General features: G+C 44.4%; 22 protein-coding genes and 1 riboswitch (1 of these 23 running past the window's edge). Of the genes, 13 read left to right on the forward strand and 9 right to left on the reverse strand.

Going from position 1 to position 23,804, the window contains the following annotated elements:
* Window positions 1–13 precede the first annotated feature (13 nt).
* The 5 genes from ABXS85_RS12795 to ABXS85_RS12815 all read right to left on the reverse strand — a co-directional run bounded on the left by ABXS85_RS12795 (window position 14) and on the right by ABXS85_RS12815 (window position 4,136).
* A complete protein-coding gene (locus ABXS85_RS12795) occupies window positions 14–661 on the reverse strand; it encodes an urea amidolyase associated protein UAAP2 (protein ID WP_353666909.1) in 648 nt (215 codons plus the stop codon).
* Between the two features lie 2 nt (window positions 662–663).
* Window positions 664–1,380: an urea amidolyase associated protein UAAP1 gene (locus ABXS85_RS12800; RefSeq protein ID WP_353666910.1), complete on the reverse strand. Its 717-nt coding sequence runs from the start codon at window positions 1,378–1,380 to the stop codon at window positions 664–666.
* A gap of 40 nt (window positions 1,381–1,420) precedes the next feature.
* Window positions 1,421–2,200: an ABC transporter ATP-binding protein gene (locus tag ABXS85_RS12805; RefSeq protein WP_353666911.1), complete on the reverse strand. Its 780-nt coding sequence runs from the start codon at window positions 2,198–2,200 to the stop codon at window positions 1,421–1,423.
* Window positions 2,197–3,015, reverse strand: coding sequence for an ABC transporter permease (locus tag ABXS85_RS12810; protein ID WP_353666912.1), 819 nt, complete (start codon window positions 3,013–3,015; stop codon window positions 2,197–2,199). Before ABXS85_RS12810 ends, ABXS85_RS12805 begins: the two co-directional genes overlap by 4 nt.
* Before the next feature lie 68 nt (window positions 3,016–3,083).
* Entirely contained in the window at window positions 3,084–4,136 is a 1,053-nt protein-coding gene (locus ABXS85_RS12815) for a putative urea ABC transporter substrate-binding protein (protein WP_353666913.1), read from the reverse strand.
* A 62-nt stretch (window positions 4,137–4,198) separates the two neighbouring features.
* A riboswitch (guanidine-I (ykkC/yxkD leader) is annotated at window positions 4,199–4,308 on the reverse strand.
* 389 nt (window positions 4,309–4,697) lie between these two features.
* Here ABXS85_RS12815 and smrA point away from each other — a divergent pair.
* The 4 genes from smrA (at window position 4,698) to ABXS85_RS12835 (ending at window position 10,269) form a co-directional block, all read left to right on the forward strand.
* Entirely contained in the window at window positions 4,698–5,273 is a 576-nt protein-coding gene (smrA, locus tag ABXS85_RS12820; RefSeq protein ID WP_353666914.1) for a DNA endonuclease SmrA, read from the forward strand.
* Window positions 5,274–5,422: 149 nt separating this feature from the next.
* The gene (locus tag ABXS85_RS12825; protein ID WP_353666915.1) at window positions 5,423–8,344 is read left to right on the forward strand and encodes an insulinase family protein; all 2,922 of its coding nucleotides are present in this window, start codon (window positions 5,423–5,425) and stop codon (window positions 8,342–8,344) included.
* 40 nt (window positions 8,345–8,384) lie between these two features.
* The gene (locus tag ABXS85_RS12830) at window positions 8,385–9,503 is read left to right on the forward strand and encodes a 1-acyl-sn-glycerol-3-phosphate acyltransferase (protein WP_353666916.1); all 1,119 of its coding nucleotides are present in this window, start codon (window positions 8,385–8,387) and stop codon (window positions 9,501–9,503) included.
* A 7-nt stretch (window positions 9,504–9,510) separates the two neighbouring features.
* Entirely contained in the window at window positions 9,511–10,269 is a 759-nt protein-coding gene (locus tag ABXS85_RS12835) for a lysophospholipid acyltransferase family protein (protein ID WP_353666917.1), read from the forward strand.
* Between the two features lie 101 nt (window positions 10,270–10,370).
* Here ABXS85_RS12835 and fabB read toward each other — a convergent pair whose 3' ends face one another.
* Together fabB and fabA are read right to left on the reverse strand one after the other, a co-directional pair.
* Complete coding sequence (gene fabB, locus ABXS85_RS12840) at window positions 10,371–11,585, reverse strand: beta-ketoacyl-ACP synthase I (RefSeq protein ID WP_353666918.1); 1,215 nt, start codon at window positions 11,583–11,585, stop codon at window positions 10,371–10,373.
* 26 nt (window positions 11,586–11,611) lie between these two features.
* Window positions 11,612–12,127 (reverse strand): bifunctional 3-hydroxydecanoyl-ACP dehydratase/trans-2-decenoyl-ACP isomerase, encoded by a 516-nt coding sequence (gene fabA / locus ABXS85_RS12845; protein ID WP_353666919.1) that lies wholly within the window; start codon window positions 12,125–12,127, stop codon window positions 11,612–11,614.
* A 257-nt stretch (window positions 12,128–12,384) separates the two neighbouring features.
* Here fabA and ABXS85_RS12850 point away from each other — a divergent pair, with 257 nt between their 5' ends.
* The gene (locus ABXS85_RS12850) at window positions 12,385–13,284 is read left to right on the forward strand and encodes an alpha/beta fold hydrolase (protein WP_353666920.1); all 900 of its coding nucleotides are present in this window, start codon (window positions 12,385–12,387) and stop codon (window positions 13,282–13,284) included.
* A gap of 57 nt (window positions 13,285–13,341) precedes the next feature.
* Here the strand turns inward: ABXS85_RS12850 and ABXS85_RS12855 are convergent, their stop codons facing one another.
* Window positions 13,342–14,322, reverse strand: a complete 981-nt coding sequence (locus ABXS85_RS12855; RefSeq protein WP_353666921.1) for a polyprenyl synthetase family protein — start codon at window positions 14,320–14,322, stop codon at window positions 13,342–13,344.
* Between the two features lie 282 nt (window positions 14,323–14,604).
* Between ABXS85_RS12855 and rplU the strand changes: the two genes are divergently transcribed.
* The 5 genes from rplU to ABXS85_RS12880 all read left to right on the forward strand — a co-directional run bounded on the left by rplU (window position 14,605) and on the right by ABXS85_RS12880 (window position 18,029).
* Window positions 14,605–14,913 (forward strand): 50S ribosomal protein L21, encoded by a 309-nt coding sequence (gene rplU / locus ABXS85_RS12860; RefSeq protein ID WP_353666922.1) that lies wholly within the window; start codon window positions 14,605–14,607, stop codon window positions 14,911–14,913.
* A gap of 36 nt (window positions 14,914–14,949) precedes the next feature.
* Window positions 14,950–15,207, forward strand: coding sequence for a 50S ribosomal protein L27 (rpmA, locus tag ABXS85_RS12865; protein WP_353666923.1), 258 nt, complete (start codon window positions 14,950–14,952; stop codon window positions 15,205–15,207).
* Between the two features lie 106 nt (window positions 15,208–15,313).
* Window positions 15,314–16,507 (forward strand): Obg family GTPase CgtA, encoded by a 1,194-nt coding sequence (gene cgtA / locus ABXS85_RS12870; protein WP_353666924.1) that lies wholly within the window; start codon window positions 15,314–15,316, stop codon window positions 16,505–16,507.
* A gap of 26 nt (window positions 16,508–16,533) precedes the next feature.
* Window positions 16,534–17,655: a glutamate 5-kinase gene (gene proB / locus ABXS85_RS12875; protein ID WP_353666925.1), complete on the forward strand. Its 1,122-nt coding sequence runs from the start codon at window positions 16,534–16,536 to the stop codon at window positions 17,653–17,655.
* Between the two features lie 11 nt (window positions 17,656–17,666).
* A complete protein-coding gene (locus tag ABXS85_RS12880) occupies window positions 17,667–18,029 on the forward strand; it encodes a diacylglycerol kinase (RefSeq protein WP_353666926.1) in 363 nt (120 codons plus the stop codon).
* 81 nt (window positions 18,030–18,110) lie between these two features.
* Here ABXS85_RS12880 and rpsT read toward each other — a convergent pair whose 3' ends face one another.
* Window positions 18,111–18,374, reverse strand: coding sequence for a 30S ribosomal protein S20 (gene rpsT, locus ABXS85_RS12885; RefSeq protein ID WP_013797789.1), 264 nt, complete (start codon window positions 18,372–18,374; stop codon window positions 18,111–18,113).
* Window positions 18,375–18,608: 234 nt separating this feature from the next.
* Between rpsT and murJ the strand changes: the two genes are divergently transcribed.
* From murJ to ileS, 3 genes are all read left to right on the forward strand, one after another.
* Window positions 18,609–20,180 carry a murein biosynthesis integral membrane protein MurJ gene (gene murJ / locus ABXS85_RS12890; RefSeq protein WP_353666927.1) on the forward strand — a complete coding sequence of 524 codons (1,572 nt, stop codon included), beginning with the start codon at window positions 18,609–18,611 and terminating at the stop codon, window positions 20,178–20,180.
* Between the two features lie 119 nt (window positions 20,181–20,299).
* The gene (gene ribF / locus ABXS85_RS12895) at window positions 20,300–21,229 is read left to right on the forward strand and encodes a bifunctional riboflavin kinase/FAD synthetase (RefSeq protein WP_353666928.1); all 930 of its coding nucleotides are present in this window, start codon (window positions 20,300–20,302) and stop codon (window positions 21,227–21,229) included.
* A gap of 32 nt (window positions 21,230–21,261) precedes the next feature.
* On the forward strand, window positions 21,262–23,804 hold the 5' portion of the coding sequence (gene ileS, locus ABXS85_RS12900; RefSeq protein WP_353666929.1) for an isoleucine--tRNA ligase. Its footprint extends 280 nt past the window's final position; only the first 2,543 of its 2,823 coding nucleotides appear in the window; its start codon is at window positions 21,262–21,264; the stop codon falls past the right edge of the window.

Below are 23,804 nucleotides of genomic sequence, written 5' to 3' on the forward strand. Positions count from 1 at the left end.
AACTAGGAAAAAATTAGTTTTTTGCTTCCCACACTAATACTTGAATCGGTGTTGGATTGTAGCCATTACATGGATTGTTGAGTTGCGGGCAATTGGAAATCAGTACCACCAAATCCATATGGGCTTGCATTTCGACGTATTTGCCTGGTGCGGAAATACCGTCTTCAAAAGTGAGACCACCACTGCTGGTCACAGGCACATTCATAAAGAAATTGACGTTATGAGCAATGTCGCATTTCTCTAAGCCAAATTCAGGGTTTTCAGCGATGGCCAGCATCCAGCTGTCACGACATGCGTGCATACAGCGTTTTTCTAAGTCATAACGCACGGTATTACTTTCTGTCGCACAGGCTCCGCCTAATGTATCGTGACGACCACAGGTGTCGGCAACGATTTCCAGCATGATCTGATTTTCATTGGAGCGCAGTTGCGATCCTGCAGTTAAATAGACATTACCCTGCTCGCGTATCGTGTCTACAGCGCTGTAGCGCTCAGCGGGATTAGCCGCATTAAAAAATAACGTATCTGCTGCTTGGTTGCCTTCTAGGTCCACAAAGCGAAAAGTGGTTCCCGCAGGAAGATAGCGAATGAAGTAATCGCCTGAGTCGACTGTATATTGTTGATTGGCTTTTTGAGGGTCAAATTGACTTTCTTTGATCATGATTAGGCCTCCAATCCAAAGTGATAAAGAGCGTTGTTGGCAAAGCCTCGTTGGTTTTCTGGGCGTGAATTTTTGCAGAAATCGTCATCCGCTACTGGAGCGGCTTTTTCCATTAACAGGGCAACGGGTTTGCGCGGGTAACTCGCGGCTTGGCTTAATGGATGTGGGCAGGTGTGTAGTATGACCAAGGTATCCATCTCAAAGCGTAAAGTTACTTTGTCGCCCGCTTGACTGTGGTTTTCGACTAATGACATGGCGCCATAGTCGTCTGTGCTGACCTTGCTGAATAGATTGAGGTTTGCCACTAGATTGGCTTGCGTCAGACCGTATTTGGTCATTTCGACCAGCATGGCGTCATGACCATTTTGATGCCAATCATTGCGATCCTTTTGGTAATCGCGTTCACCCCAGCGTGCCTCTACATGAGAGGCGTGACTGTTCCCACAAACGGTTTCGTGCCAGCCAAGAGAATCCTCCGTAATGGACGCAAAAATACGTCCCATATCGGAATACAAGCAGTGGCCTTTGGTTAGTTTGAAGGTATGTTGGCCTTTTAAGGTATCAGGTGCGTTGTAGGCTTCTAATAGATTTTCTGGGTTGTAAAAAACCATGCCTAAGTTGGCACCGCCCTCTAGGTCGGTAAAGGTAATTTGTGTGCCGCGACGTACACGCAAAGACCAATGGCTGGCTGGAGGAATAACGGTTTCATATTGTTTCATGGGTTCTCCTTGTCGTAATGGCGTCAAATGTTGGGACGCCTTATACCGTTTTATGTGTCATCTGTTGATGGATCTCGTCGTATAACTGAGCTTGTGTGCTACTAACGGGTAAGTCATAAGTAATGGAAGCACCATAGGCGTTAGGGGCTTGAGCATCATGACGAATCTTGTCAAACACCCATAAGCGTGTGCCTAAGTAAAAGCCTTCTTTTAAATCGTGAGTGACCATGAAAATGGTCAGCTTATGGGTTTGCCAAAGATCCAATATCAGCTTGTGCATATCACCACGAATCCCGGGATCCAGTGCGCCAAACGGCTCGTCCAACAGCAAAATACGGGGCTTGCAAATAATGGCTTGGGCGATGGCCAGACGTTGTTTCATGCCACCGGATAATTCATGAGGGTAACGTTTAAGAGCGTGCTCTAATCCGACTTGTTGTAAAATCTCAGCGGCTTCTTGTTGGGCTTGTTTTTTTTCCTTGCCAAATAGGTGTCCAGTTAAAGAAGCTTTTTGGAAGCCTTTTGCGGCGACCACATTGTCCAACACCGTCATGTGCGGAAACACCGAATATTGCTGAAACACGATGCCACGATCTGGGCCTGGTTCGGTCGGAATAGCGGCACCGTCCAATAATAACGATCCGGATGAAGCTTGCTCTGTGCCAAGAATCATTTTCAGGAAAGTGCTTTTGCCACAACCTGAGGCACCTACTAGGGTAATGAATTCCCCTTCATAAACTTGAGTTGTCACCTTTTCCAATATCACGTCTTGACCGTATTCTTTACCTAGATTTTGAGCGTCGATCAAAGGGGGATTCATGATTTCGCCTCCAGGTTCCAAGGATAGAGTCGGCTGTTGATTGCGCTGAGTAGATAATCAATCAGAAAAGCCAGCAGGGTAATCCACGCCACATAAGGCAGAATAATGTCCATCGATAAGTAACGTCTTACTAGAAAGATACGATACCCCAAGCCATCAGTAGATGAGATGGCTTCCGCGGCAATCAAAAATAGCCAGCCCGCCCCCAATGACAGACGCACCGCGTCAATCAATTTTGGCATGACTTGTGGCAATAGCACGCGAATTAATAACTGGCTTGTGCTGGCACCTAAGGTTTGTGCTTTGACTAATTGCTCGCTGGGAATTTCTTGTGTTCGTCTCTGTATGTCTCGGGCGATAAAGGGGGCTACTCCAATCGCGATGAGAGTGATTTTTGACGCTTCGCCTAAGCCAATAATGATGAACAAAATGGGCAACACAGCTAATGGTGGAATCAAAGAAATGACCGTCAAAAGCGGCGCGAACATGGCATTAATAGCGGGCAGTGCGCCAGTGAGCAGTCCAACGCATAAACCAAACAGGGCGGCGATGGCAACGCCTGAAAATAAACGAATTAAGCTGCTTAGGGTGTCTTGCCAAAAAACATAGTCGCCAGTGCGACGACTCGGTTCAAAAGCTAAACGATAAATGGCTTCGCCCATTTGTCCAAATGATGGTAAAAGCTTGTCGCTAGGATTGATTGCCAAACGAGCTTCGGAGCCCATCATATAAACAATCAGTAAAAGGACAAAAGGCAACAAGCCTAATAGCACTCGACTGACGGGAGATGGAGAGTAATTAACGAACTTTTTCATAATAATGCCTTTCAGCAATGGCCCAAAATAACGCGCTTCGTCTGATGACAAAGCGCGTTGATAACAGACTATAGTTTTCCGTCGGCAGCCATTTGCATATAGGTATTGTCGAAACGCAGTTTGATGTTATTAGTATCACCATAGGTGCCAGCAGGCATTTCGATACCAACAATATCTGCGCTAGGAGCGCCTTCACCTAAAAGGCCGTGTTCAAACGAGAATTCCGCGACATGTTTCATGGTGTCGACCAATTTAGGGCTGTTGACCAAATCCAATGCTGCTTCTGGGGTGTAATACATATGGGTTTTAGCCAACTGAGCATCGTAACCTGCTAAATCCGTTTCAGCGGCTTCGGCCATGATGGTGCGCACTTCTTTCGCGCTGTCGCTGTTGCCTGACATAGCAGACATAATTTCAAACCAAGCGCCTGTTAGTGCTTTACCTAAGGCTGGATTGGCTTTTAGTGTTTCTGTATTGACGATCAAACCGTCAATGATTTCACCTGGGATTTGTGACGAATTGAACACGTCATAAGTGTTTGGCATGGATAGAATTTCGCTAGCCAGAGGGTTCCAAGTCACTGTAGCAGAAACATCACCAGTGCCGAATACAGAAACTAAGTCCGCATCGGAGGTATTAACCACTTTAACATCTTTTTCGCTCATGCCGACGGTTTCTAAACCGCGCGCCAACAAGTAGTGCGAGACACTGTATTCCACTAAGTTGACTTCTTGGCCTTTGATGTCTGCTAGCTTGTCTTTACCATAAAGTATGATTGCGTCATTACCATCTGAGAAGTCTCCCGCGATTAACACTGTGCTATCAACTCCACCAACGGCAGGAATGGTTAGGGCGTCCATTTGAGCCATGGTACAAGCATCAAATTGACCCGCTGTATACTGGTTCATGGATTCAACGTAATCGTTGATTTGTACCACATCAATATTGATGTCGTATTTGTCTGCCCATTTGTCAATGATGCCAGATTGCTCCGCGTAAGCCCAAGGCATCCAGCCCGCATAAATGGACCAGCAGACTTTGAAATCTTCTTTAGCTAAGGTTTGGGAGGAAGCGAGTAAAGCAAACAGTAGAGCGGGTACTTTATTCTTTGAGAATTTCATAGGGAGTCACCTTTTCAGTTTGTTAGTTACACATGGAGTACCCTTGGCAAAATCGCCATGTGGTCTCCCGGGCTTTTATCCCGCCGTGTAACCTTGAAACATCAAGGTCGAAAGCTCTCGGACCAGTCATATCAAAAAATCAATTGATATCGGAACCCTAGCTCTCTATTTTAGTTAAATTGTCATGTTCGACTTTCCAAGGGTACGAACACAAATAAATAAAGCATTTATTGTGCCAAGTGCAAAAGTCTATTGTTTCTGCTTTATTAGAAGAAGTTTTTCATTTTTTAGGGTGTTTTTGGTGCATTTCGGGTGATTAGGCGATCTTATAGTGCAAAGCTTAACTGATGACAAAGCAAAATTAGTTGTCGTTTGTTTATGCTGTTATAATGATTCTCATAAAAAAACGTGTCTTATTACTTGCAATGAGCAGTTAGTAACGCTGTGGTGAGCGCAGCGGTTAAAGCAAGCGCAAACAAATTGTACTGGCTCCCAAGGGAGCCTTTTGCCTATTTGGCTGTCAGATAAGACACTATGGTACGTTTTTGAGGTAAGTCGTTTATGGCTGAGGATGAAGATTTCTCTTTATTTGCTGAGGAAGTGAAAGGCATTCGTCCGTTGCAAAAAACCGAAGTGTATTTGGGGAAAAAGCAGGGCGAGGCCGATTTTGTTGCTCGTCAAAAAGCAGCATTAGAAGCCAAGCAAGAAGACAAAAATCATTTGTCGAAAGATTATGTTGAACGAGTTGATCCTAATGACATGTTGGAATATAAGCGTTCTGGTGTGCAAGATGGGGTGTTTAAACGTCTGCGTCAGGGTAAATATGGTGTGGAGTCGCGTTTGGACTTACACCGTCGTACGGTAGAGGAGGCGCGTCGAGATGTATTTCAGTTTGCCAAAGATTGTGTTCACCACGATGTGCGAGTAGGCATCATAGTTCATGGTAAGGGTGAGCGAACACCTGACAATCAAGCCACGTTAAAAAGTTATATCAACAAATGGTTGCGTGACATGGATGAAGTAATGGCTTTCCATAGTGCTCAGCGTCATCACGGTGGCTTGGGTGCTGTATATGTGTTGTTTAAAAAGAGTGATAAAGCGCGCTTGGAAAATTGGGAAAGGCATCAAAAACGCTAAGATCAGTAATCTATCCAGAATGCTGACAGCTTATTTGGTGGAGTAAATGCAGGTTTTTGATATAATTCCGCGACTTTAAAAACGTCTTTTTGTGACGTTTTGGTAATGGTTTTATGAGTCATCGTATTCTAATTCTATCGAGGTAGAGAATGACAGATCGCATCGCGCATCATGCTGCGTTTCGTTTTATTCGCAGTGAGTTTATTGACGCTCTGAACGCCAGTGTTCAGGAGTTCGAGCATTTAGTTACTGGCGCAAAGCACTTTCATATCGCATCGGAAAACGATGAGAATGTCTTTTTGGTGGGGTTAAAAACTGTACCAACCGATTCTTGCGGTGTTGCACATATTTTGGAACATACTGTTTTATGTGGTTCTGAACGATTCCCGGTGCGTGATCCCTTTTTCATGATGATTCGTCGTTCTTTGAATACTTTCATGAATGCTTTTACCTCCTCTGATTGGACCGCTTATCCTTTCGCCAGTAAAAATAAGAAAGATTTCCACAATCTATTAGATGTGTATTTGGATGCGGTGTTTTTCTCGCGTCTGGACGAATTGGATTTTTCGCAAGAAGGTCATCGTTTGGAATTTGATGAGCCGACTAACCCTGAATCCGATTTGACCTTCAAGGGTGTGGTGTTCAATGAAATGAAAGGCGCCATGAGCTCAACCACTTCTGTATTGTGGCAGACCCTAACAAAGTACTTGTTCCCGAATAACACCTATCACTTTAACTCTGGCGGTGAGCCTACTGATATCCCCGATTTGTCTTATGAAGACTTATTGGCTTTTTACCGTACACATTATCATCCTTCCAATGCAGTATTCATGACCTTTGGTGATATCCCAGCTGAGACTTTGCAAGAAGCATTTGAAAGCAAAGTGTTGAGTCGCTTTGAGCGCCTTGAAGCACAAGTTAGTGTGCCAAATGCAAAGCGTTACTTTTCGCCTGTGCGGGTCGAAGAAGGCTATGCTGCTGATGAAGTGAAAGAAGACGCGAGCCATGTTGTTGTCGGTTGGTTGTTGGGTGAAAGTACCGACTTGAATCAGCAATTTGAAGCGCAACTCCTATCTAGCGTGTTACTTGATAATAGTGCTTCACCATTACGTCGTGCTTTGGAAAACTCAGAACTTGGTAGAGCGCCATCGCCTCTGTGTGGTTTGGAAGATACGAATAAAGAAATGAGTTTCATGTGTGGTCTTGAAGGGGTGAAGCGTGTCGATGCAGAGCGAGTAGAAGCCTTAATTTTGAAGACATTACAAGAGGTCTCAGAACAAGGCGTACCACAAGCGATGGTTGACGCTATGTTGCACCAACTGGAGTTAAGCCAGCGTGAAATTGGCGGTGGTAGCTACCCATATGGTTTGCAATTGATTTTAGCGGGTTTGTCTACCGCAGTGCATTCTGGCGATGTGATTGCGCAATTGGATCTGGACCCTGTGATCGCAGATATGCGAAAAAAAGTTCAAGCGCCGGATTACATCCCGAATCTTATTAAGCATTTGCTCTTGTCGAATGCTCACCGAGTTACCTTAACGTTAAGTCCAGACGATGCTTTGGAAGCACGTCGCAATCAAGCAGAAAAAGATCGCTTGAGTCGTATCAAAGCCTCTTTAAGCAATGAGCAAAAACAGCAAATCATCGAATGCAGCGAAGCCTTGAAAAAACGTCAAGGACAAGTAGATGACATGAGCATTTTGCCGAAAGTGGGTCTTGAAGATGTTCCTGCTCGCTTACCCGAATATGAATACGAGCAGTTAGAGGGTAACTTGCCTATTACCTTTTATCCGCAGGGTACCAATGGCTTGGTGTATCTACAGTTGGTGATTGAACTGCCTGAATTAGATGAAGAAGAAACCAGCTATTTGCCTTTGTTCTCGTCGGTAATGACAGAGTTAGGGGTAGGCGATAAAGATTATCTGGCGATGCAAGAAAAGCAGGCGCAAGTGTGTGGTGGTTTGGGCGCTTCGAATTCCATTCGTGCGAGCCTTGCAGATCGTCAAGCGGTGAAAGGTTATTTTGTACTTTCGTCTAAAGCTTTGGTGCCGAATGTTCAGGCGATGAGTGAATTGTTACGCGATACCATGTTGCACGTTCGTTTTGATGAAACGGAGCGTCTGCAAGAGCTGGTGGCTCAGCGTCGTGCTCGTCGTGAACAATCCATTACAGGGCAAGGTCATTCTTTGGCTATGGCAGCGGCGTCCAGTGCTATTTCTGGTTTGGCCGCACAACAAGAAGCTTGGGGTGGTATGACTGGTATTCGTGCCGCGATTGCTTTGGATGATGCAATGCAGAAAGATGCCGCTGCCGTAGAGGCGGTATTAGCGGTATTCAAACGGTTGCATGGCAAGTTGTTGGCGGCTAAGAAACAGTTGTTGTTGGTTGCGGAAGCGCAGCACGAAGGCAGTATTACGACGTGTGTAAAGCAGGTGTTTGCCGATTTGTCTGCTGGCGATATATCGCAATCTTTTTCCTTGGCGGTGAAAGAGGGACAAGTTAAGTTAGCTTGGTTGACATCCACACAAGTGAATTTCTGCAGTAAAGCCTATAAAACCGCTTTCGGTGAACACCCAGATGTAGCGGCGTTAACTGTGTTAGGTGGCTTCTTGCGCAACGGTTTCTTGCATCGCGCTATTCGTGAGCAAGGCGGCGCATATGGCGGTGGTGCGACTTTTGATGGTGGCACTGGCAGTTTCCGCTTTTACTCTTATCGCGACCCAAGATTAACAGAGACTTTGGCAGATTTTGATGCTTCTATTGAATGGTTGTTAAACAATCAGCATAGTGAAGAAGCATTAGAAGAAGCCATCTTAGGTGTGATTGGTTCTATGGATAAACCTGGATCACCTGCTGGTGAAGCGCAAAGCGATTTCTATGTGCAATTGCACGGACGAAGTCTGGCTTATCGAGAAGCGTTTCGAGCGAAAGTCTTAGCCGTCACTATTGAGCAATTGCAACAGGTGGCAAAGACGTATTTAACTCAAGAGAATGAAAACCTTGCTGTTGTTTCTTCTGCTTCGAAACGAGAAGAGCTTGAAACCTTAGGCTTTGATATTCAATCTCTATAATCATTATAAAGTAAATTAGTTTTTACTAACGGAAAAGTAAATGGATCAGTTTCACGATATCCGCCCCTACAACGACGCTGAAGTTGCGGAGGTGCTACAGAATCTGGTGGCAACACCAGATTTTATCAACACAATTATTGGTTTTCGCTTTGCTAATTGGCCCAAATGGATGAATGGCCCATTAGCTTTAGTTGTTAAGCTGGCGCTGCAGCGTCAGGTGGCAAAGATTTCCAATGTTCATGAGTTTCAAATGCGCGTTGCCGATTACATGGAGCGCATGATTAAAACCACCACCAGTAATGTAGAATACCGTGGGATTGAAAAACTAAAAAAGGGCGAGGGTTACTTGTTTTTGTCAAACCACAGAGACATCGCAATGGATCCCGCTTTTGTTAATTACGGTCTGTATTTGGCAGGATTGGATACGGTACGTATTGCAATTGGTGATAACTTATTGCGTCGTCCTTTTGTGTCGGATTTGATGCGTTTGAATAAGAGTTTCATTGTTAAACGGTCTGCTAACGGTATTCGTGAAATGATGGCCGCATTTGGTCAGTTATCTTCCTATATCACGGAGTCTTTGACGAAAGATCATGCCAATATTTGGATTGCTCAAAAAGAAGGTCGTGCTAAAGACGGTTTAGACCAGACTGATCCTGCCATTATTAAAATGTTTTACATGAGTCAGAAAAAAGAGAAAAAAACTTTTGCTGAGGCCATGGCAAACTTAAAAATAGTACCGGTATCGATTTCCTATGAATATGACCCTTGTGCCTTTGATAAAGCCAATGAGTTGCATCAAAAGTCCTCAACGGGTAGCTATGAGAAAGCCGAATTTGAGGACATAGATAGTATCAAAAATGGTATTGTTGGTCAGAAAGGTAAAGTGGTAGTGACTTTTGGTGAAGTCATTAACGATGGATTTGAAACGCCTGAAGAGTTCGTTGAGGAAGTGGATCGTCAGATCATTAGCAATTATGCCATTCAGTCCACAAATGAATCAGCCTTTGCCATGCTGCAAGGGAAAGAGTGTTCGGATAATGCCTTCGCGAACTATCTAAAAAATTGTCCAGAGCACTTACGTGACAAGGTTCTGTCTATGTATGCCAACCCTCTGAAACAACAGTTGAAATATATAGTGAAAGACAACGAGGAGTAAGTTTGTCATGGGCTTTGGGCAGTCACTAAGATCTTGGTTAGGATCTGGTATCTTCTTTGTTTATTACATGTTGTCGACCGTGCTGTTTGGTGCATTAGCACCTTTAGCGACACTATTATTGCCAGAGGCATTTCGACAGCCTGTTTTAAATCTTCATAACAAAGGATTGTTATTCATGTTCCGCGTGCTTTGCGGGGTAAGAGTAGAATTTGTTGGTTTGGAAAACATTGATAGACAGCGAACTTTTGTATTGGTGGCAAACCACCAAAGTGAATGGGAAACTTATTTGTTGCAGGTGCTAATGGCTCCGGTATCAACAGTACTCAAGAAAGAATTGTTATCTGTGCCTTTCTTTGGTTGGGGGCTGCGTATGGTACAACCTATCGCGATTGATCGTTCACAACGCACTAATGCTTTGAAACAGATTATTAGTCAGGGCAAAGAACGTATCGAAGATGGCCGTTCGGTGCTGATTTTTCCAGAGGGAACGCGCATAGCACCGAATAAAGCACAAGCCTTTAATAAAGGAGCAGCTATGTTAGCGACTTCCGCTAAAGCACCAATTTTGCCGATTGTGCACAACGCGGGTTACACTTGGCCCGGTAAGAAATGGCGTAAATTTCCAGGCACTATTCGAGTTGTTGTTGGTCCTATCATTGAATCTGACGGAAAGAAAACTTCAGAGTTGCATGATGAAATGGATGGTTGGATGCGTGCAGAGATGGCAAATTTACCCAAAGGTAATGCTATTACCTTTGACGATTAATTTTAGTGAAGATTGATGTTTTGTTTAGGTTGAGAGTTGTCACAGTGAATAATTAATAAAAAAGCCGCATAAGCGGCTTTTTTATTAATTGCTTGGCCTTCTTAGCCTTGGTATTTTTTGAATACCAAACTGGCGTTTGTACCACCGAAGCCGAAGCTGTTTGACATGATAGTGTTTAGATTCGCATTGTCCTTGCGAGTCGTCACCACCGGGATATTGCCAGCAGCGGGGTCAAGTTCTTCTACGTTAGCAGAAGCCGTAATGAAGTCATTTTCCATCATTAGAAGACAGTAAATGGCTTCATGAACGCCGGCTGCACCTAAAGAGTGGCCAGACAAAGATTTGGTTGAGCTAACGAGTGGGATGTCACTGCCAAAGGTTTCGTTAACAGCTTGCAGCTCTTTCATATCACCCGCTGGAGTACTTGTACCATGAGTATTAATGTAGTCGATTTTTTCGTCCACAGTACTCATCGCCATCTGCATACAACGTACAGCACCTTCACCGGATGGCGCTACCATGTCGTAGCCGTCAGAAGTTGCACCGTAACCAACTAATTCTGCGTAGATTTTTGCACCGCGAGCTTTGGCATGTTCAAGTTCTTCGATCACTAACATACCGCCGCCGCCTGCAATTACGAAACCATCACGGTTTGCGTCGTAAGCACGAGAGGCTTTTTCTGGAGTTTCATTGTACTTAGAAGACAGTGCGCCCATGGCATCAAACATACAAGTTTGTGTCCAGCTTTCTTCTTCGCCACCACCAGCAAATACGATATCTTGTTTGCCTAGTTGGATTAATTCCATTGCGTTACCAATACAGTGTGCACTGGTTGAGCAGGCAGAAGTAATGGAGTAATTAACACCTTTGATTTTGAAAGGCGTTGCCAAACAAGCTGATACAGTACTGCCCATAGTTTGCGTAACACGGTAAGGGCCTACACGCTTAACGCCTTTTTCACGTAATGTATCAGCCGCTTCTACTAGGTTTCGCGCTGATGCACCACCTGAGCCTGCGACAAGGCCGGTACGAATGTTAGAAACTTGTTCTTCGGTTAAGCCTGCATCTGTGATGGCTTGTTGCATTGAAACGTAAGCGTAAGTTGCAGCGTCACCCATAAAGCGGCGAACTTTACGGTCAATGGTGTCTGCATCAAGATCGATGCGTCCACAAACATGACTGCGAAAGCCATTTTCTTTATAATCCTCAGCGAAGCGAATACCAGATTGGCCCTCGCGCAACGAGTTTAAAACGCTGTCTTTATCATTGCCAAGGCAACTGACAATGCCCAAGCCTGTTACTACTACACGACGCATAAATGTGCCTCTTTTATCTTAATCTTCTAGAAGTCTTCTGTTGAAGTAAATAGACCAACACGCAAATCCTTTGCTGTGTAAATTTCACGGCCATCTACTTTCACGCTGCCGTCAGCGATTCCCATTACCAACTTACGTTCAATAACGCGTTTTAAGTTGATGTGGAAGGTCACTTTTTTAGCAGTCGGTAAGATTTGACCAGTGAATTTTACTTCACCTGAGCCAAGCGCGCGTCCACGACCTTTGTTGCCTTTCCATCCAAGGAAGAAACCTACCAACTGCCACATAGCATCTAAGCCTAGGCAGCCTGGCATGACGGGGTCTCCAGGGAAGTGACATTCGAAAAACCAAAGATCTGGGTGGATGTCTAACTCGGCAATGATTTCGCCTTTGCCATGTTCACCGCCCTCAGCTGAGATATGAGTGATGCGATCCATCATTAGCATGTTACCAACAGGAAGCTGGGCATTACCTGCGCCAAACATTTCACCGTGGCCACATTTTAATAGTTCGTCTTTTTCAAAAGATGAAGCTGTAGTCATTATAGTCCTATATCCACATCCAGCCGCAAACTAAAAAATAGTTCGGTAGGTTATGTGGTCCAGTTTGCAGTATAAAATCTAGCTGATTATATCGGTTTGATTACGCAATATGAATGTTTGTGAAGAAAAAAAACCGTCAATAGAATGAAAAACATACAGCAGTAAATGTGTTTGTGAATGCAATACGACTTTAACCTCATTTCAATTTGGCTTTTCTGTTAGTATTTACTTTTTTGTAAGCGTTTAGCGTGCTGAATATGGATCAAACGACAAGGTTAGTTTTATCAAGTTGGCGGTATTCTTTGCCAGAAGGTCATTTGCAGGGGTATTCCCATTATCAAGGTATGGATAGGCCGAGTATTCATTTTCTTCATGGTAATGGTTTTGCTGTTCAAACCTACAGTAAATTTTTGTCGCAACTTGAAGGTTATAATCTTATTTTACAAGATGCGGCAGGACATGGTGCGTCGTCATCAGGCAAAGGCTTTGTTGGTTGGAATGCAACTGCTGAACGTTTTTTGTCATCTTTATCGCAGTGCATAAAGGAGACGCCTGGAAGTGAGTTGATTGGTATGGGGCACAGTTTTGGTGGTTGTATGACAATACTTATGAACCATCATAGTGATCGCTCTCCCTTTAATCGTATGGTTCTTCTGGATCCTGCTTTATTTCCACCGCGTTTGATTTGGATGATGAGAGGGGTAAAACTTGCAGGTTTAAAGCGTCATATTCCATTGGCAAAACAAGCCAGTCGTCGGAGAACGCAATGGGAAAGTTATGCTCAGGTTCATAAGAGTTTTTATGAGCGTGGTACTTTTAAAGGTTGGGAGACTGAGTGTCTAGAAGACTATATTGATTCTTCTTTGTTGAAAGACGAGAAGGGCCATTATCAATTGCGTTGCCCCACCTGGATGGAAGCGGCCATATTTTCAAGTTACCCCAAAGGGCTATGGAAAAAGATTGCGAAAATATCGGTACCAACTCATATTGTTTTGGGGAAAGATACTTTTGATTACTTTAAAGAGTCGTATCGTTTGTGCGCCAAGTTAAACCCCAATATTCATCTGGTAGAAGTAGATGGCGGTCATTGTTTTATGCAACAAGATTCCTCAGCAGCGGCGCAAGTGGTGCAGAAAATTTTGCAACAGCATGTATAAAAGAGACTTAACATTATTAAAGTTAAGCCTCTTTTGCTAAATATTATCAAAAAGAAATTAATTGCGACGTTTTACTGAGGCATGTGCTAGTGCAATCAGTGTGTCTTTGTACTTCGATTCAGGTAGTGGCTCTATAACCTCGATGGCAAGGTCAGCTTGTTGCTGTGCTTGTTGTTGGGTGTAATCGATGGCGCCACAGCTTTGTACATCCTTGATAATTTCTTCAAGTTGATCCAATCCACCAGTTAAAATGGCTTGTCTGACTCTTTGTTGTGCTTCTTTTGTGCCATGTTTCATGGTGTAGATTAAAGGCAATGTGGGTTTGCCTTCAGATAAATCGTCACCTACGCTCTTACCCATTTCTTCAGCTGTGCTGGTGTAATCCATCACATCATCAATGAGCTGAAATGCCGTGCCAACGTACATCCCGTATAGACGCAAAGCTTCCTGATGGACTTCGCTTGCACCGGCAACCACGGCACCACACAAAGCGGCTCCTTCAAACAGCTTCGCTGTTTTGTATTGAATCACTTTAAGGTAACTCGCTTCGGTTGTATCAGGGTCACCACAATTGATCAGTTGCTGTACTTCGCCTTCCGCAATAACGTTAGTGGTTTTTGCTAGGATTTCCATACATGGCATGCTGCCCACGTCCACCATGATTTGAAAAGCGCGAGAGTATAAGAAGTCACCCACTAATACGCTTGGTGCATTACCCCACTCTTCGTTGGCTGTTTTTTTGCCACGACGCATATCTGATTCATCGACAACGTCGTCGTGCAATAGAGTGGAGGTATGGATAAATTCAATAATGGTTGCCATTTTAATGGCATTGAGTAGTTGAGTGTCGTCTAACTGATTGCTGCTTTTGGCTGCCAATAATACCAGAAGAGGGCGTAGACGTTTGCCGCCATTACTAATAATGTAGTAACCGATCTGCTCAATTAGTGGGATGTCACTACTAAGTTGCGACACAATATATTCGTTTACCTGACCGAATTCATCGGCCACAACATCGTGTATTTGTATAGGTTGCATGCAATTTCCGAAGCTATAAAAGTCTCAAGCTGATCAGCAAGTGTGCCTCATGCTAGGTAAGGCTTGTGTCAGGGTCAACCCAAAATACGAAAAATGTCTAAAGAGTTTGCTTTTTCCTTGTATTGATTGAGCTGATTTTGTACAATCCTGCGTCCGATTTACCCACATTTTGCTCCCTATCATATGGTCATTGGTTTTCGTATTAATTTATGAAAGCTTATTGCCACTAGAAGTAGGTCAAATTTAATTTCAGTAGCCGGGTAGATCTTATTGGAGAAGAACATGTTTGCAGTAATTAAAACTGGCGGTAAGCAATACCGTGTGCAAGAAGGCCAAACCCTTAAAGTTGAAAAGCTTGCGGTTGAAGAAGGCGGTGTTGTTGAATTCAATGACGTTCTTCTTGTAAGCAACGGCGACGACGTAAAAGTTGGCGCTCCAGCTGTAGAAGGCGCTAAAGTAACTGCGGAAGTAGTTTCTCACGGTCGCGGAGACAAAGTGAAAATTTTGAAATTCCGTCGTCGTAAGCATTCTATGAAGCGCATGGGACATCGTCAGTGGTTCACAGAAGTGAAAGTAACTGGTATCAACTAAGCGTTAGCGTTAATTAACTTATCTAAGGAGTAAATCATGGCTCACAAAAAGGCGGGTGGTAGTACTCGTAACGGTCGCGATTCCGAGTCGAAACGATTAGGTGTCAAGCGTTTTGGTGGTCAAGTTGTGGTTCCAGGTAACATTTTAGTACGTCAACGTGGTACTCAGTTCCACGCTGGTGAAGGTGTTAAGGTTGGTAAAGATCACACTTTGTTTGCTGTTGCAGAAGGCCAAGTGAAATTTGAAGTAAAAGGTAAGCTTAAGCGTCGTACAGTTTCTGTTGTAGCAGCTTAATCATTTGCTAAAAATTAAAAAAAGCTCCGCAACGCGGGGCTTTTTTTTTGTAAGAATTCTATAATCAGGTCTATCGATCTGAATAATCCACCTAAGAGGTGTTGCTGTGAAATTTGTTGATGAAGCCAGTATCTACGTAAGAGCAGGTAAGGGCGGCAATGGGTGTTTGAGTTTCTGGCGCGAGAAGTTTGTCGCAAAAGGAGGCCCAGATGGCGGTGATGGAGGTAATGGCGGTAGTGTTATCTTGGTGGCGGATGAGTCACTCAATACGCTAATCGATTTTCGCTACACCAAAAAGTACATCGCCGACAGTGGTGAAAATGGCCAGGGTCGTGATATGACAGGTGCCAAAGGGGCTGACCTTGAGATCAAAGTGCCAGTGGGAACAACCGTCATCGATGAAGATACCGGGGAAACGCTTGGGGATTTGGTGGCTATTGGTCAAACGTTGAAAGTGGCGCAAGGAGGTCATCGTGGTTTGGGTAATACGCGTTTTAAATCCAGCACTAACCGCGCGCCGCGTCAAACGACCAAAGGTACTGCAGGTGAAGAGCGGACATTAAAATTGGAAATGAAAGTGTTGGCGGATGTGGGTCTATTGGGTTTGCCAAATGCTGGTAAGTCGACTTTTATTCGTTCTGTCTCATCCGCGAAGCCTAAAGTGGCAGATTATCCATTTACTACCCTAGTACCAAACTTGGGTGTGGTAAAAGTGAAAAAGCATCAGAGCTTCGTGGTTGCTGACATTCCTGGGATCATCGAAGGGGCGTCTGAAGGGGCAGGTCTAGGTATTCGTTTCTTAAAGCACTTGGTGCGTAATCGTATCTTATTGCACATTGTTGATCTTGCGCCTTGGGATGAAGTGACACCAGCGGAAGCGGCACAAATTGCTGTGAATGAGTTGGAGCAATTTAGTCCGGCTTTGGCGGAGCGTGAGCGCTGGTTAATATTGAATAAGACTGACATGGTGCCACAAGACGAATTGGAAGAGCGTTGCCAAAGTGTCATCGATGCGCTTGGCTGGGAAGGTCGCACTTATCGTGTATCGGCTATTTCAGGTGAGGGTACAGAAGTTCTGTGTCTTGATTTGATGACTGTGTTGGAGGAGCAACGCACCTTGTTGGCGGAAAGTGAAGAAGCACGCGAGCAAGAAGCGGCGGTACGTCGTCAAATTGACGAAGAAGGCCGTAATCGTATTTTGTCATTGCGTGAAAAGCGTCGTAAGGCTGGTCAGATGCTGGAAGACGATGATGACTTTGACGATGATGATTACGATGTGGAAGTGGAATACGTCGGCTAAGCCCCTAAGTGAGTATAAGTAGTATCATGGAAACGCGTGAGAAAATTGCAAGTGCGAAGCGCATTGTTGTGAAAATTGGCAGTGCTTTATTGACCAATGACGGCCAAGGTTTGGATGTGGATCGTATCGGTTTGTGGGTGTCGCAAATCGCTGCCTTGAGAGCTCAAGGTAAAGAGGTTGTATTGGTATCGTCTGGTTCCATTGCCGCTGGAATGAAACGTTTGGGTTTTGGTAAACGACCGACTCAGGTGAATGAGCTGCAGGCCGCTGCTGCCGTTGGCCAAATGGAACTAGTGGGTGTATACGAATCACACTTTGAAAAACATGGTTTGTGCACAGCGCAAATTTTGCTAACTCACGACGATTTATCTAATCGTCGACGCTACTTAAACGCACGATCTTCGTTGCGAACTTTGCTTGGTTTGGGCGTTGTACCCATTGTTAACGAAAATGACACGGTTGTAACTGATGAGATTCGTTTTGGTGACAATGATACATTGGGCGCCTTGGTGGCCAACTTAGTTGAGGCGGATGCTCTGATCATTTTGACTGACCAGCAAGGTTTGTTTGATAAAAATCCTCGTGATCATAAAGATGCAAAATTAATCTCTTATATTTCTGCTTCCGACGATAGTTTGGAATCCATGGCAAGTGGTGGTGCTGGCGTGTTGGGGAGTGGCGGTATGTTAACCAAAGTGCGTGCGGCACGCTTGGCGGCACGTTCTGGGGCAGATACTCTAATCGCTTCAGGTCGAGAAGAAGATGTGATTCTGCGTGTCGCCAAAGGAGATGTGTTGGGGACTTGGTTGTTGCCAGAAAGCAGTCCAATTGCGGCTCGTAAGCAATGGTTGGCAGGGCATCTGAAAAGCCGCGGTGCTTTGACCTTGGATTCAGGTGCAGTGTCGGCTTTGCGTAAAGCGGGGAGTTTGTTGCCTGTGGGGGTAAAAGACGCTGAAGGTACTTTCTCTCGTGGTGATATGGTAATTTGTGTGGACGAATCTGGTGCATTGGTTGCTCGTGGCTTGATCAATTACAGTGTGGCAGAAACGCTAAAATTGTTAGGTAAGTCATCGGGTAAAATCGGTGAAATTCTAGGTTACGAAGGGGAGCCGGAGCTGATTCATCGTGACGATTTGGTCATTATTTAAAGGGGTAGAATATGGCTAAGCCAGGAAAAGTGGGTTTGAGTCGCGTACTCAGTGCCTCTAAATATTCTTATCAAGGCTTGCGAGCTCAATGGCATCATGAGGCGGCCTTTCGTCAAGAGGTGTGTTTATTCTTGATTGCCTTACCTTTGGCCTTGTGGCTTGGTGACAATGGTTTGGAGCGTGCTCTATTGATCTTCTCTGTTGGTATGGTGCTAATTGTTGAGACTTTGAATTCCAGTGTCGAGGCGGTGGTTGACCGTATTAGTCATGAGCATCATGAATTATCTGGAAGGGCAAAAGATCTTGGTTCTGCGGCTGTGATGTTGGCGTTGATTTTGGCTGCAGTGGTTTGGTTAGTCATTTTGTTCGGCTGACTTTGCTTTAGCGAAAGATTTGTTTTGGCGAGAGAAGAGTGGATATAAAAAAACCGGCAGTTGCCGGTTTTTTTATAGGTATTAGGCCAGTGCTTTGATTTTTGCACTCAAGCGGCTCTTATGACGAGCTGCTTTGTTTTTGTGGTATAGGCCTTTGTTAGCCGCTTTGTCTAGCTTTGAAGTCGCTAGAACGTAAGCTGCTTGTGCTTCAGCTTGATTGCCTGCTTCGATAGCTGCGTCTACTTTTTTCAAGTAAGTGCGAACCATAGAACGAAGGCTACCATTGTGAGCGCGACGTTTGATTGCCTGGCGCGCACGTTTTTTTGAACCGGCGGAATTTGCCACGGTCTGGCTCCTTTAAGTTTTCTAAATGAAAACGACACAGCAAAGTGCTGTGTCGTGAAATTAATGTCAAAGTTTTAACTTTAAAATCTCGCGGCGGATTTTACCAGTTTTTTGCGTTCTAACAACCCTATTCTGCAATTATTCGCTAAAACAAGCGATATATTTGGCTGCGTTTATTGCCTTTTGGGTGTTATTCTTGTTGGATTCTATTGCGCGGATATATGTTTTATCAAAATGTCGGAACTTGATTCTTCTGTAACCAAAAAACCTAACTCTTTGTCTTTATTGCGTTCTGGTGCGTTGGTTTCTATTTGTACCTTTCTTTCTCGTATTTTGGGTTTGGTTCGAGATGCTGCGTTGGCTTCTGTGTTGGGTGCCAGCGGTAGTGCGGATGCTTTTTTTGTTGCCTTTAAAATTCCTAATTTTTTTCGTCGATTGTTTGCTGAGGGTGCTTTTTCACAAGCCTTTGTTCCAGTATTAAGTGATTATCGTATGAAAGAAACACAGGCTGAAGTGCGAGCTTTGGTTGCAGCGGTCACTGGTTCGTTGAGTTTGGTGTTGTTGTGTGTCACAGCATTGTTTATGTTGTGCGCTCCTTGGGTAGTATATGTGTTTGCGCCTGGTTTTGTTGATGATGCGGCGCAAGCGGAATTGGCTTCACAATTGTTGGTGATTACTTTTCCGTATTTGTTGTTTATCTCATTGACCGCTTTGGCGGGCGGTATTCTAAATGCCCATGGCGAATACGCGGTGCCAGCGATTACCCCTATCTTTCTGAATTTATCACTTATTGTGGCGACATTAGTATTTGCTCGTTCTGCGGCTCAAGCTGAAGTAGCAGTTGCTTGGGGGGTATTTTTTGCGGGACTAATTCAGCTATTGTTTCAGATGCCCTTTTTGGCGCGTCTAAAACTCTTACCTATGCCACGCTTAGGATTTTCGCACCCGGGTGTTAAGCGCATTTTATTGTTGATCGGTCCTGCTTTATTTGGTGTTTCGGTTGGCCAAATTAATTTACTGTTGGACACGGTTTTGGCGTCGTTTTTGGAAACCGGAAGTATTACTTGGTTGTACTTGTCTGATCGTTTGTATGAATTGCCGTTGGGTATTTTTGCTATTGCCATTAGTACGGTAATTTTACCCTCTTTATCACGAAGCTTTTCGGTGGGGAAGGCATCGCGTTTCTCTGACACCATGGATTGGGCGTTGCGAATTTTGCTGCTTATCGCGGTACCGTCGTCATTGGCTTTGTTTATGTTAGCGGAACCTTTGATTGCAACCATTTTTTATCGTGGAGAATTGACCGCAAATGATGTGCAAAAAGCAGCGCAAAGTTTGCAAGCTTATTCGTTGGGTTTGGTTTTCATGATGCTGATTAAGGTCTTAGCGCCAGGTTATTTCGCACGCCAAGATACTAAAACGCCAGTGAAGATAGGCATTATTGCTATGGCGTCCAACATGGTTTTTAACTTAATTTTAGTGTGGCCTCTTGGGCATGTTGGCTTGGCTTTGGCGACCAGTATGTCGGCGGCTCTGAATGCTTTTTTATTATGGTTTGGTTTGTATAAAGCAAAACATCATGTGTTTACTTCGCAATGGCGCGTCATACTGCGCATTTTGTTGTCTGCCACTTTGGCGTTGGCAGCTTGTTTGTATGGTTATCAGCAAATGGGTTGGCAATGGACGCAAATGTCCGATATTCAGCGTGTTGCTAATACTCTGTTGATTGTTGTCTCAGGTATCGCTGTGTACCTGATAGTGGCTTTTGTAGCTGGGTTGCGCCCCGCCATTTTGAAACAGGATTAAGGAATTAACTTGTCTATGCTTGGCTTGTATAAGTTCTGGCCTACCTTCGGCTGGTGAACTGCTATATAATCGCGGGTATTTTTTTGACGCTAATCTTTAATTGTTTTGTACGGGGTTCTATGGAGTTAATTCGCGGTATTCATAATATCCGTTCTAGGCATAAGGCCTGCGTGCTGACGATTGGTAATTTTGATGGTGTTCATTTAGGTCACAGCGCCATTTTGTCGAGAGTGAAAAGCTTGGCAAAACAATATGATGCGCCTGCTGCCATTATGATTTTTGAGCCTCAGCCGAGAGAGTTCTTTACACCAAATAGCGCGCCAGGAAGAATCGGTAGATTGCGTGATAAAGTGGCTTTTTTGGCAGATCAAGGTATCGATTATATATTGTGCATGCCATTCAATCCTAAGTTACAGCAATTGGATGCTGAAGCGTTTTGTCAGCATATCTTGCTGGATGGCTTGTCGGTAAAGCATTTGGTGGTGGGTGATGACTTTCGTTTTGGTTGTGATCGTCAAGGGGATTTTAATTATTTAAAAGGCTTTGGTGAACAACATCAGTTTGTTGTGGAGAATACTCCATCCGTTTTAAATGAAGTACAGCAGCGAGTGAGCAGTTCTTTGGTTCGTATTGCTTTAGAGCATGGCGATATTAAAGCCGCGGAAATGAATATGGGTCATCCAGTGAGCTTGAGTGGACGAGTCGTTCATGGTCAGCAGTTAGGGCGCAAGCTTGGCTTTCCGACCGCTAATGTTCATTTAAAAGGTGTGAAGCCTGCTCTGTCTGGCGTTTATGCCGTGCAATTATTGATTAATGGCGAGTGTCATAATGGTGTTGCCAACATTGGCGTGCGTCCAACTGTACAAGGGAAAACGCCTATTTTAGAGGTGCATTTACTGGATTTTGAAGGTGATTTGTATGACCAATATGTGGATGTCATCTTCTGCCAATTTATTCGAGCCGAACGAAAAATGTCCGGCTTGGAAGAGTTAGAAAAACAAATTCAATGTGACAAAGAAGAAGCGATTCGCTTTTTCAACAATCAGTGAACTGATGATCTTTGAGGATAAATCGATAAACCATGAGTGATTATAAACCGACACTGAATTTGCCAAACACGGATTTTCCGATGCGAGGCGATTTAGCAAAACGTGAACCTGCAATGCTTAAGCGTTGGCAGGATATGGATCTTTATCAAAAAGTACGTGAAGTAAGTAAAGGTCGTAAGCCATTCATTCTTCATGATGGCCCTCCATATGCCAATGGCAGCATTCATATTGGTCACGCGGTTAACAAAATCCTCAAAGACATTATTGTTAAATCGAAAACCGTGAGCGGATATGATGCGCCATACATTCCTGGTTGGGACTGTCACGGTCTGCCAATTGAGCACAAAGTTGAGCAAATGATTGGTAAAGCGGGCGACAAGGTGTCGTTCAAAGAATTCCGCGCCAAATGCCGTGAATACGCATACACGCAAATTGAAGAACAGAAAAAAGACTTTGTTCGTCTTGGTGTAATGGGAGATTGGGAGAAGCCTTATCTGACCATGAATTTTGAGACGGAAGCTAATATCGTTCGTGCGCTAGGTAAGATCGCTGAGAATGGTCATCTAGTTAAAGGCTTTAAGCCTGTTTACTGGAGTGTGGTTGGCGGTTCAGCTTTAGCCGAAGCGGAAGTGGAGTACCAAGATAAAACCTCCTTGTCTTTGGACGTGCGTTACGCGCCTCAAGACCAAGCGGCTTTCCTTGAGAAATTCTCTGATGTAACGGGAGAAGGTCCTGTTTCTGTGGTTATTTGGACAACCACACCATGGACTTTACCTGCTAGTCAGGCGGTCTCTATTCATCCAGAGTTTAATTATGCTTTGGTGGAAGTGGATATGGGGCAAGGTAAAGAACGCTTAGTGTTAGCGGAAGATATGGTGCCAGGTATCATGCAGCGTTACGGCCAAGAAAACTACCATGTTGTAGGTCGTGCAGAAGGACAGTCGTTAGCGAATAGTAAGCTGAATCACCCGTTCTTTGAACGTGATATTTTACTGATCCTGGGTGAGCATGTTACCACTGACGCTGGTACAGGTTGTGTGCATACCGCACCGGATCATGGTGTAGATGATTTTAATGTTGGTCGTGTGAATGGTTTAGGTACCATCAACCTAGTACAAGACAATGGTGTTTATTCGGATGCGGCCGGTGAATTTGCTGGTATGCATGTTTATAAGGTGGATGAGGCCATTCTTGAGGCTTTAAATAAGCATCAGGCGCTGGTTCATCAGTCGAAAATCTTCCACAGTTACCCGCATTGCTGGCGTACTAAAACACCTTTGATTTTCCGTGCAACACCGCAATGGTTCGTCAGCATGGATGAGAAAGGTTTGTTGGATTCTGCTAAAGACTCTATAAAAGGTATTAAGTGGACACCAAGCTGGGGGCAAAATCGCATGGAAGGCATGCTGAATAATAGCCCAGACTGGTGTGTGTCTCGTCAACGTACTTGGGGTGTGCCAATTGCTTTGTTTATAGACAAAGAAACACAAGAGTTGCACCCAGAGACACCGCGTCTTATCGAAGAAGTGGCACAACGTATTGAGAAAGAAGGTATCGATGCTTGGTTTGAACTTGATGCAGCTGAATTGCTTGGCGATGAAGCTGAGAAGTACAGCAAAGTAACGGATACTTTAGATGTGTGGTTCGATTCTGGTGTGACACATTACTCAGTTATTGATCAGCGTGAAGAGTTAAGCTTCCCTGCTGACCTATATCTTGAAGGGTCGGATCAGCATCGTGGCTGGTTCCAGTCATCTTTGAAAACGTCTATCGCGATTCGTGGTGTGCCACCTTATAAAGGTGTGTTGACTCACGGTTTTACGGTAGATGGTGATGGCCGTAAGATGTCTAAATCGTTGGGTAATGTGGTTTCACCGCAGAAAGTGATGAGTACTCTGGGTGCCGACATTATCCGTTTGTGGGTTGCCGCGACGGATTACACGGGTGAAATGACGGTTTCTGACGAAATACTAAAGCGTGTCGCAGATTCTTACCGTCGTATTCGTAATACCGCGCGTTTCATGTTGGCCAATTTGAATGGCTTTGATCCGGCGAAAGATATGGTTGAGAGTGAAAAAATGATCGCTCTTGATCGTTGGATCGTAGACCGTGCTGCGCAGTTGCAAAAAGAGATCGATGAAGCTTACAACGATTACCAGTTCCACGCAGTGAATCAAAAGATTCAAAATTTCTGTTCTGTGGATTTAGGTGGTTTCTACCTAGATGTTATCAAAGATCGTCAGTATACGACTCAGCCAGACAGTGTGGCGCGTCGTTCTGCGCAAACTGCTTTGTATCACATTGTTGAAGCCTTTACTCGTTGGATTGCTCCAGTATTGAGCTTTACGGCTGATGAAATCTGGCAGGCACTCCCAGGTGAACATGGTGAATCTGTGTTCCTAGAAACTTGGTATGAAGGTCTGACGGAATTGTCTGGTGACGAAGAGCTTGGTCGTAATTTTTGGAAACATGTGTTGGAAGCGAAAGTAGCAACCAACAAAGTGCTAGAAGCGGCGCGTAATGACGGTAAGATTAAAGCGAGTTTGAGTGCGGAAATTACATTGTACTGCGATGA

It is taken from the genome of Marinomonas sp. THO17 (assembly GCF_040436405.1).
In the GTDB taxonomy this organism is placed as follows: domain Bacteria; phylum Pseudomonadota; class Gammaproteobacteria; order Pseudomonadales; family Marinomonadaceae; genus Marinomonas.

What these genes read in the sequence shown, in the direction of transcription:
- ABXS85_RS12795 (WP_353666909.1), bottom strand. Translation starts at nt 661, where the DNA reads ATGATCAAAGAAAGTCAATTTGACCCTCAAAAAGCCAATCAACAATAT.
- ABXS85_RS12800 (WP_353666910.1), bottom strand. Translation starts at nt 1,380, where the DNA reads ATGAAACAATATGAAACCGTTATTCCTCCAGCCAGCCATTGGTCTTTG.
- ABXS85_RS12805 (WP_353666911.1), bottom strand. Translation starts at nt 2,200, where the DNA reads ATGAATCCCCCTTTGATCGACGCTCAAAATCTAGGTAAAGAATACGGT.
- ABXS85_RS12810 (WP_353666912.1), bottom strand. Translation starts at nt 3,015, where the DNA reads ATGAAAAAGTTCGTTAATTACTCTCCATCTCCCGTCAGTCGAGTGCTA.
- ABXS85_RS12815 (WP_353666913.1), bottom strand. Translation starts at nt 4,136, where the DNA reads ATGAAATTCTCAAAGAATAAAGTACCCGCTCTACTGTTTGCTTTACTC.
- smrA (WP_353666914.1), top strand. Translation starts at nt 4,698, where the DNA reads ATGGCTGAGGATGAAGATTTCTCTTTATTTGCTGAGGAAGTGAAAGGC.
- ABXS85_RS12825 (WP_353666915.1), top strand. Translation starts at nt 5,423, where the DNA reads ATGACAGATCGCATCGCGCATCATGCTGCGTTTCGTTTTATTCGCAGT.
- ABXS85_RS12830 (WP_353666916.1), top strand. Translation starts at nt 8,385, where the DNA reads ATGGATCAGTTTCACGATATCCGCCCCTACAACGACGCTGAAGTTGCG.
- ABXS85_RS12835 (WP_353666917.1), top strand. Translation starts at nt 9,511, where the DNA reads ATGGGCTTTGGGCAGTCACTAAGATCTTGGTTAGGATCTGGTATCTTC.
- fabB (WP_353666918.1), bottom strand. Translation starts at nt 11,585, where the DNA reads ATGCGTCGTGTAGTAGTAACAGGCTTGGGCATTGTCAGTTGCCTTGGC.
- fabA (WP_353666919.1), bottom strand. Translation starts at nt 12,127, where the DNA reads ATGACTACAGCTTCATCTTTTGAAAAAGACGAACTATTAAAATGTGGC.
- ABXS85_RS12850 (WP_353666920.1), top strand. Translation starts at nt 12,385, where the DNA reads ATGGATCAAACGACAAGGTTAGTTTTATCAAGTTGGCGGTATTCTTTG.
- ABXS85_RS12855 (WP_353666921.1), bottom strand. Translation starts at nt 14,322, where the DNA reads ATGCAACCTATACAAATACACGATGTTGTGGCCGATGAATTCGGTCAG.
- rplU (WP_353666922.1), top strand. Translation starts at nt 14,605, where the DNA reads ATGTTTGCAGTAATTAAAACTGGCGGTAAGCAATACCGTGTGCAAGAA.
- rpmA (WP_353666923.1), top strand. Translation starts at nt 14,950, where the DNA reads ATGGCTCACAAAAAGGCGGGTGGTAGTACTCGTAACGGTCGCGATTCC.
- proB (WP_353666925.1), top strand. Translation starts at nt 16,534, where the DNA reads ATGGAAACGCGTGAGAAAATTGCAAGTGCGAAGCGCATTGTTGTGAAA.
- ABXS85_RS12880 (WP_353666926.1), top strand. Translation starts at nt 17,667, where the DNA reads ATGGCTAAGCCAGGAAAAGTGGGTTTGAGTCGCGTACTCAGTGCCTCT.
- murJ (WP_353666927.1), top strand. Translation starts at nt 18,609, where the DNA reads ATGTCGGAACTTGATTCTTCTGTAACCAAAAAACCTAACTCTTTGTCT.
- ribF (WP_353666928.1), top strand. Translation starts at nt 20,300, where the DNA reads ATGGAGTTAATTCGCGGTATTCATAATATCCGTTCTAGGCATAAGGCC.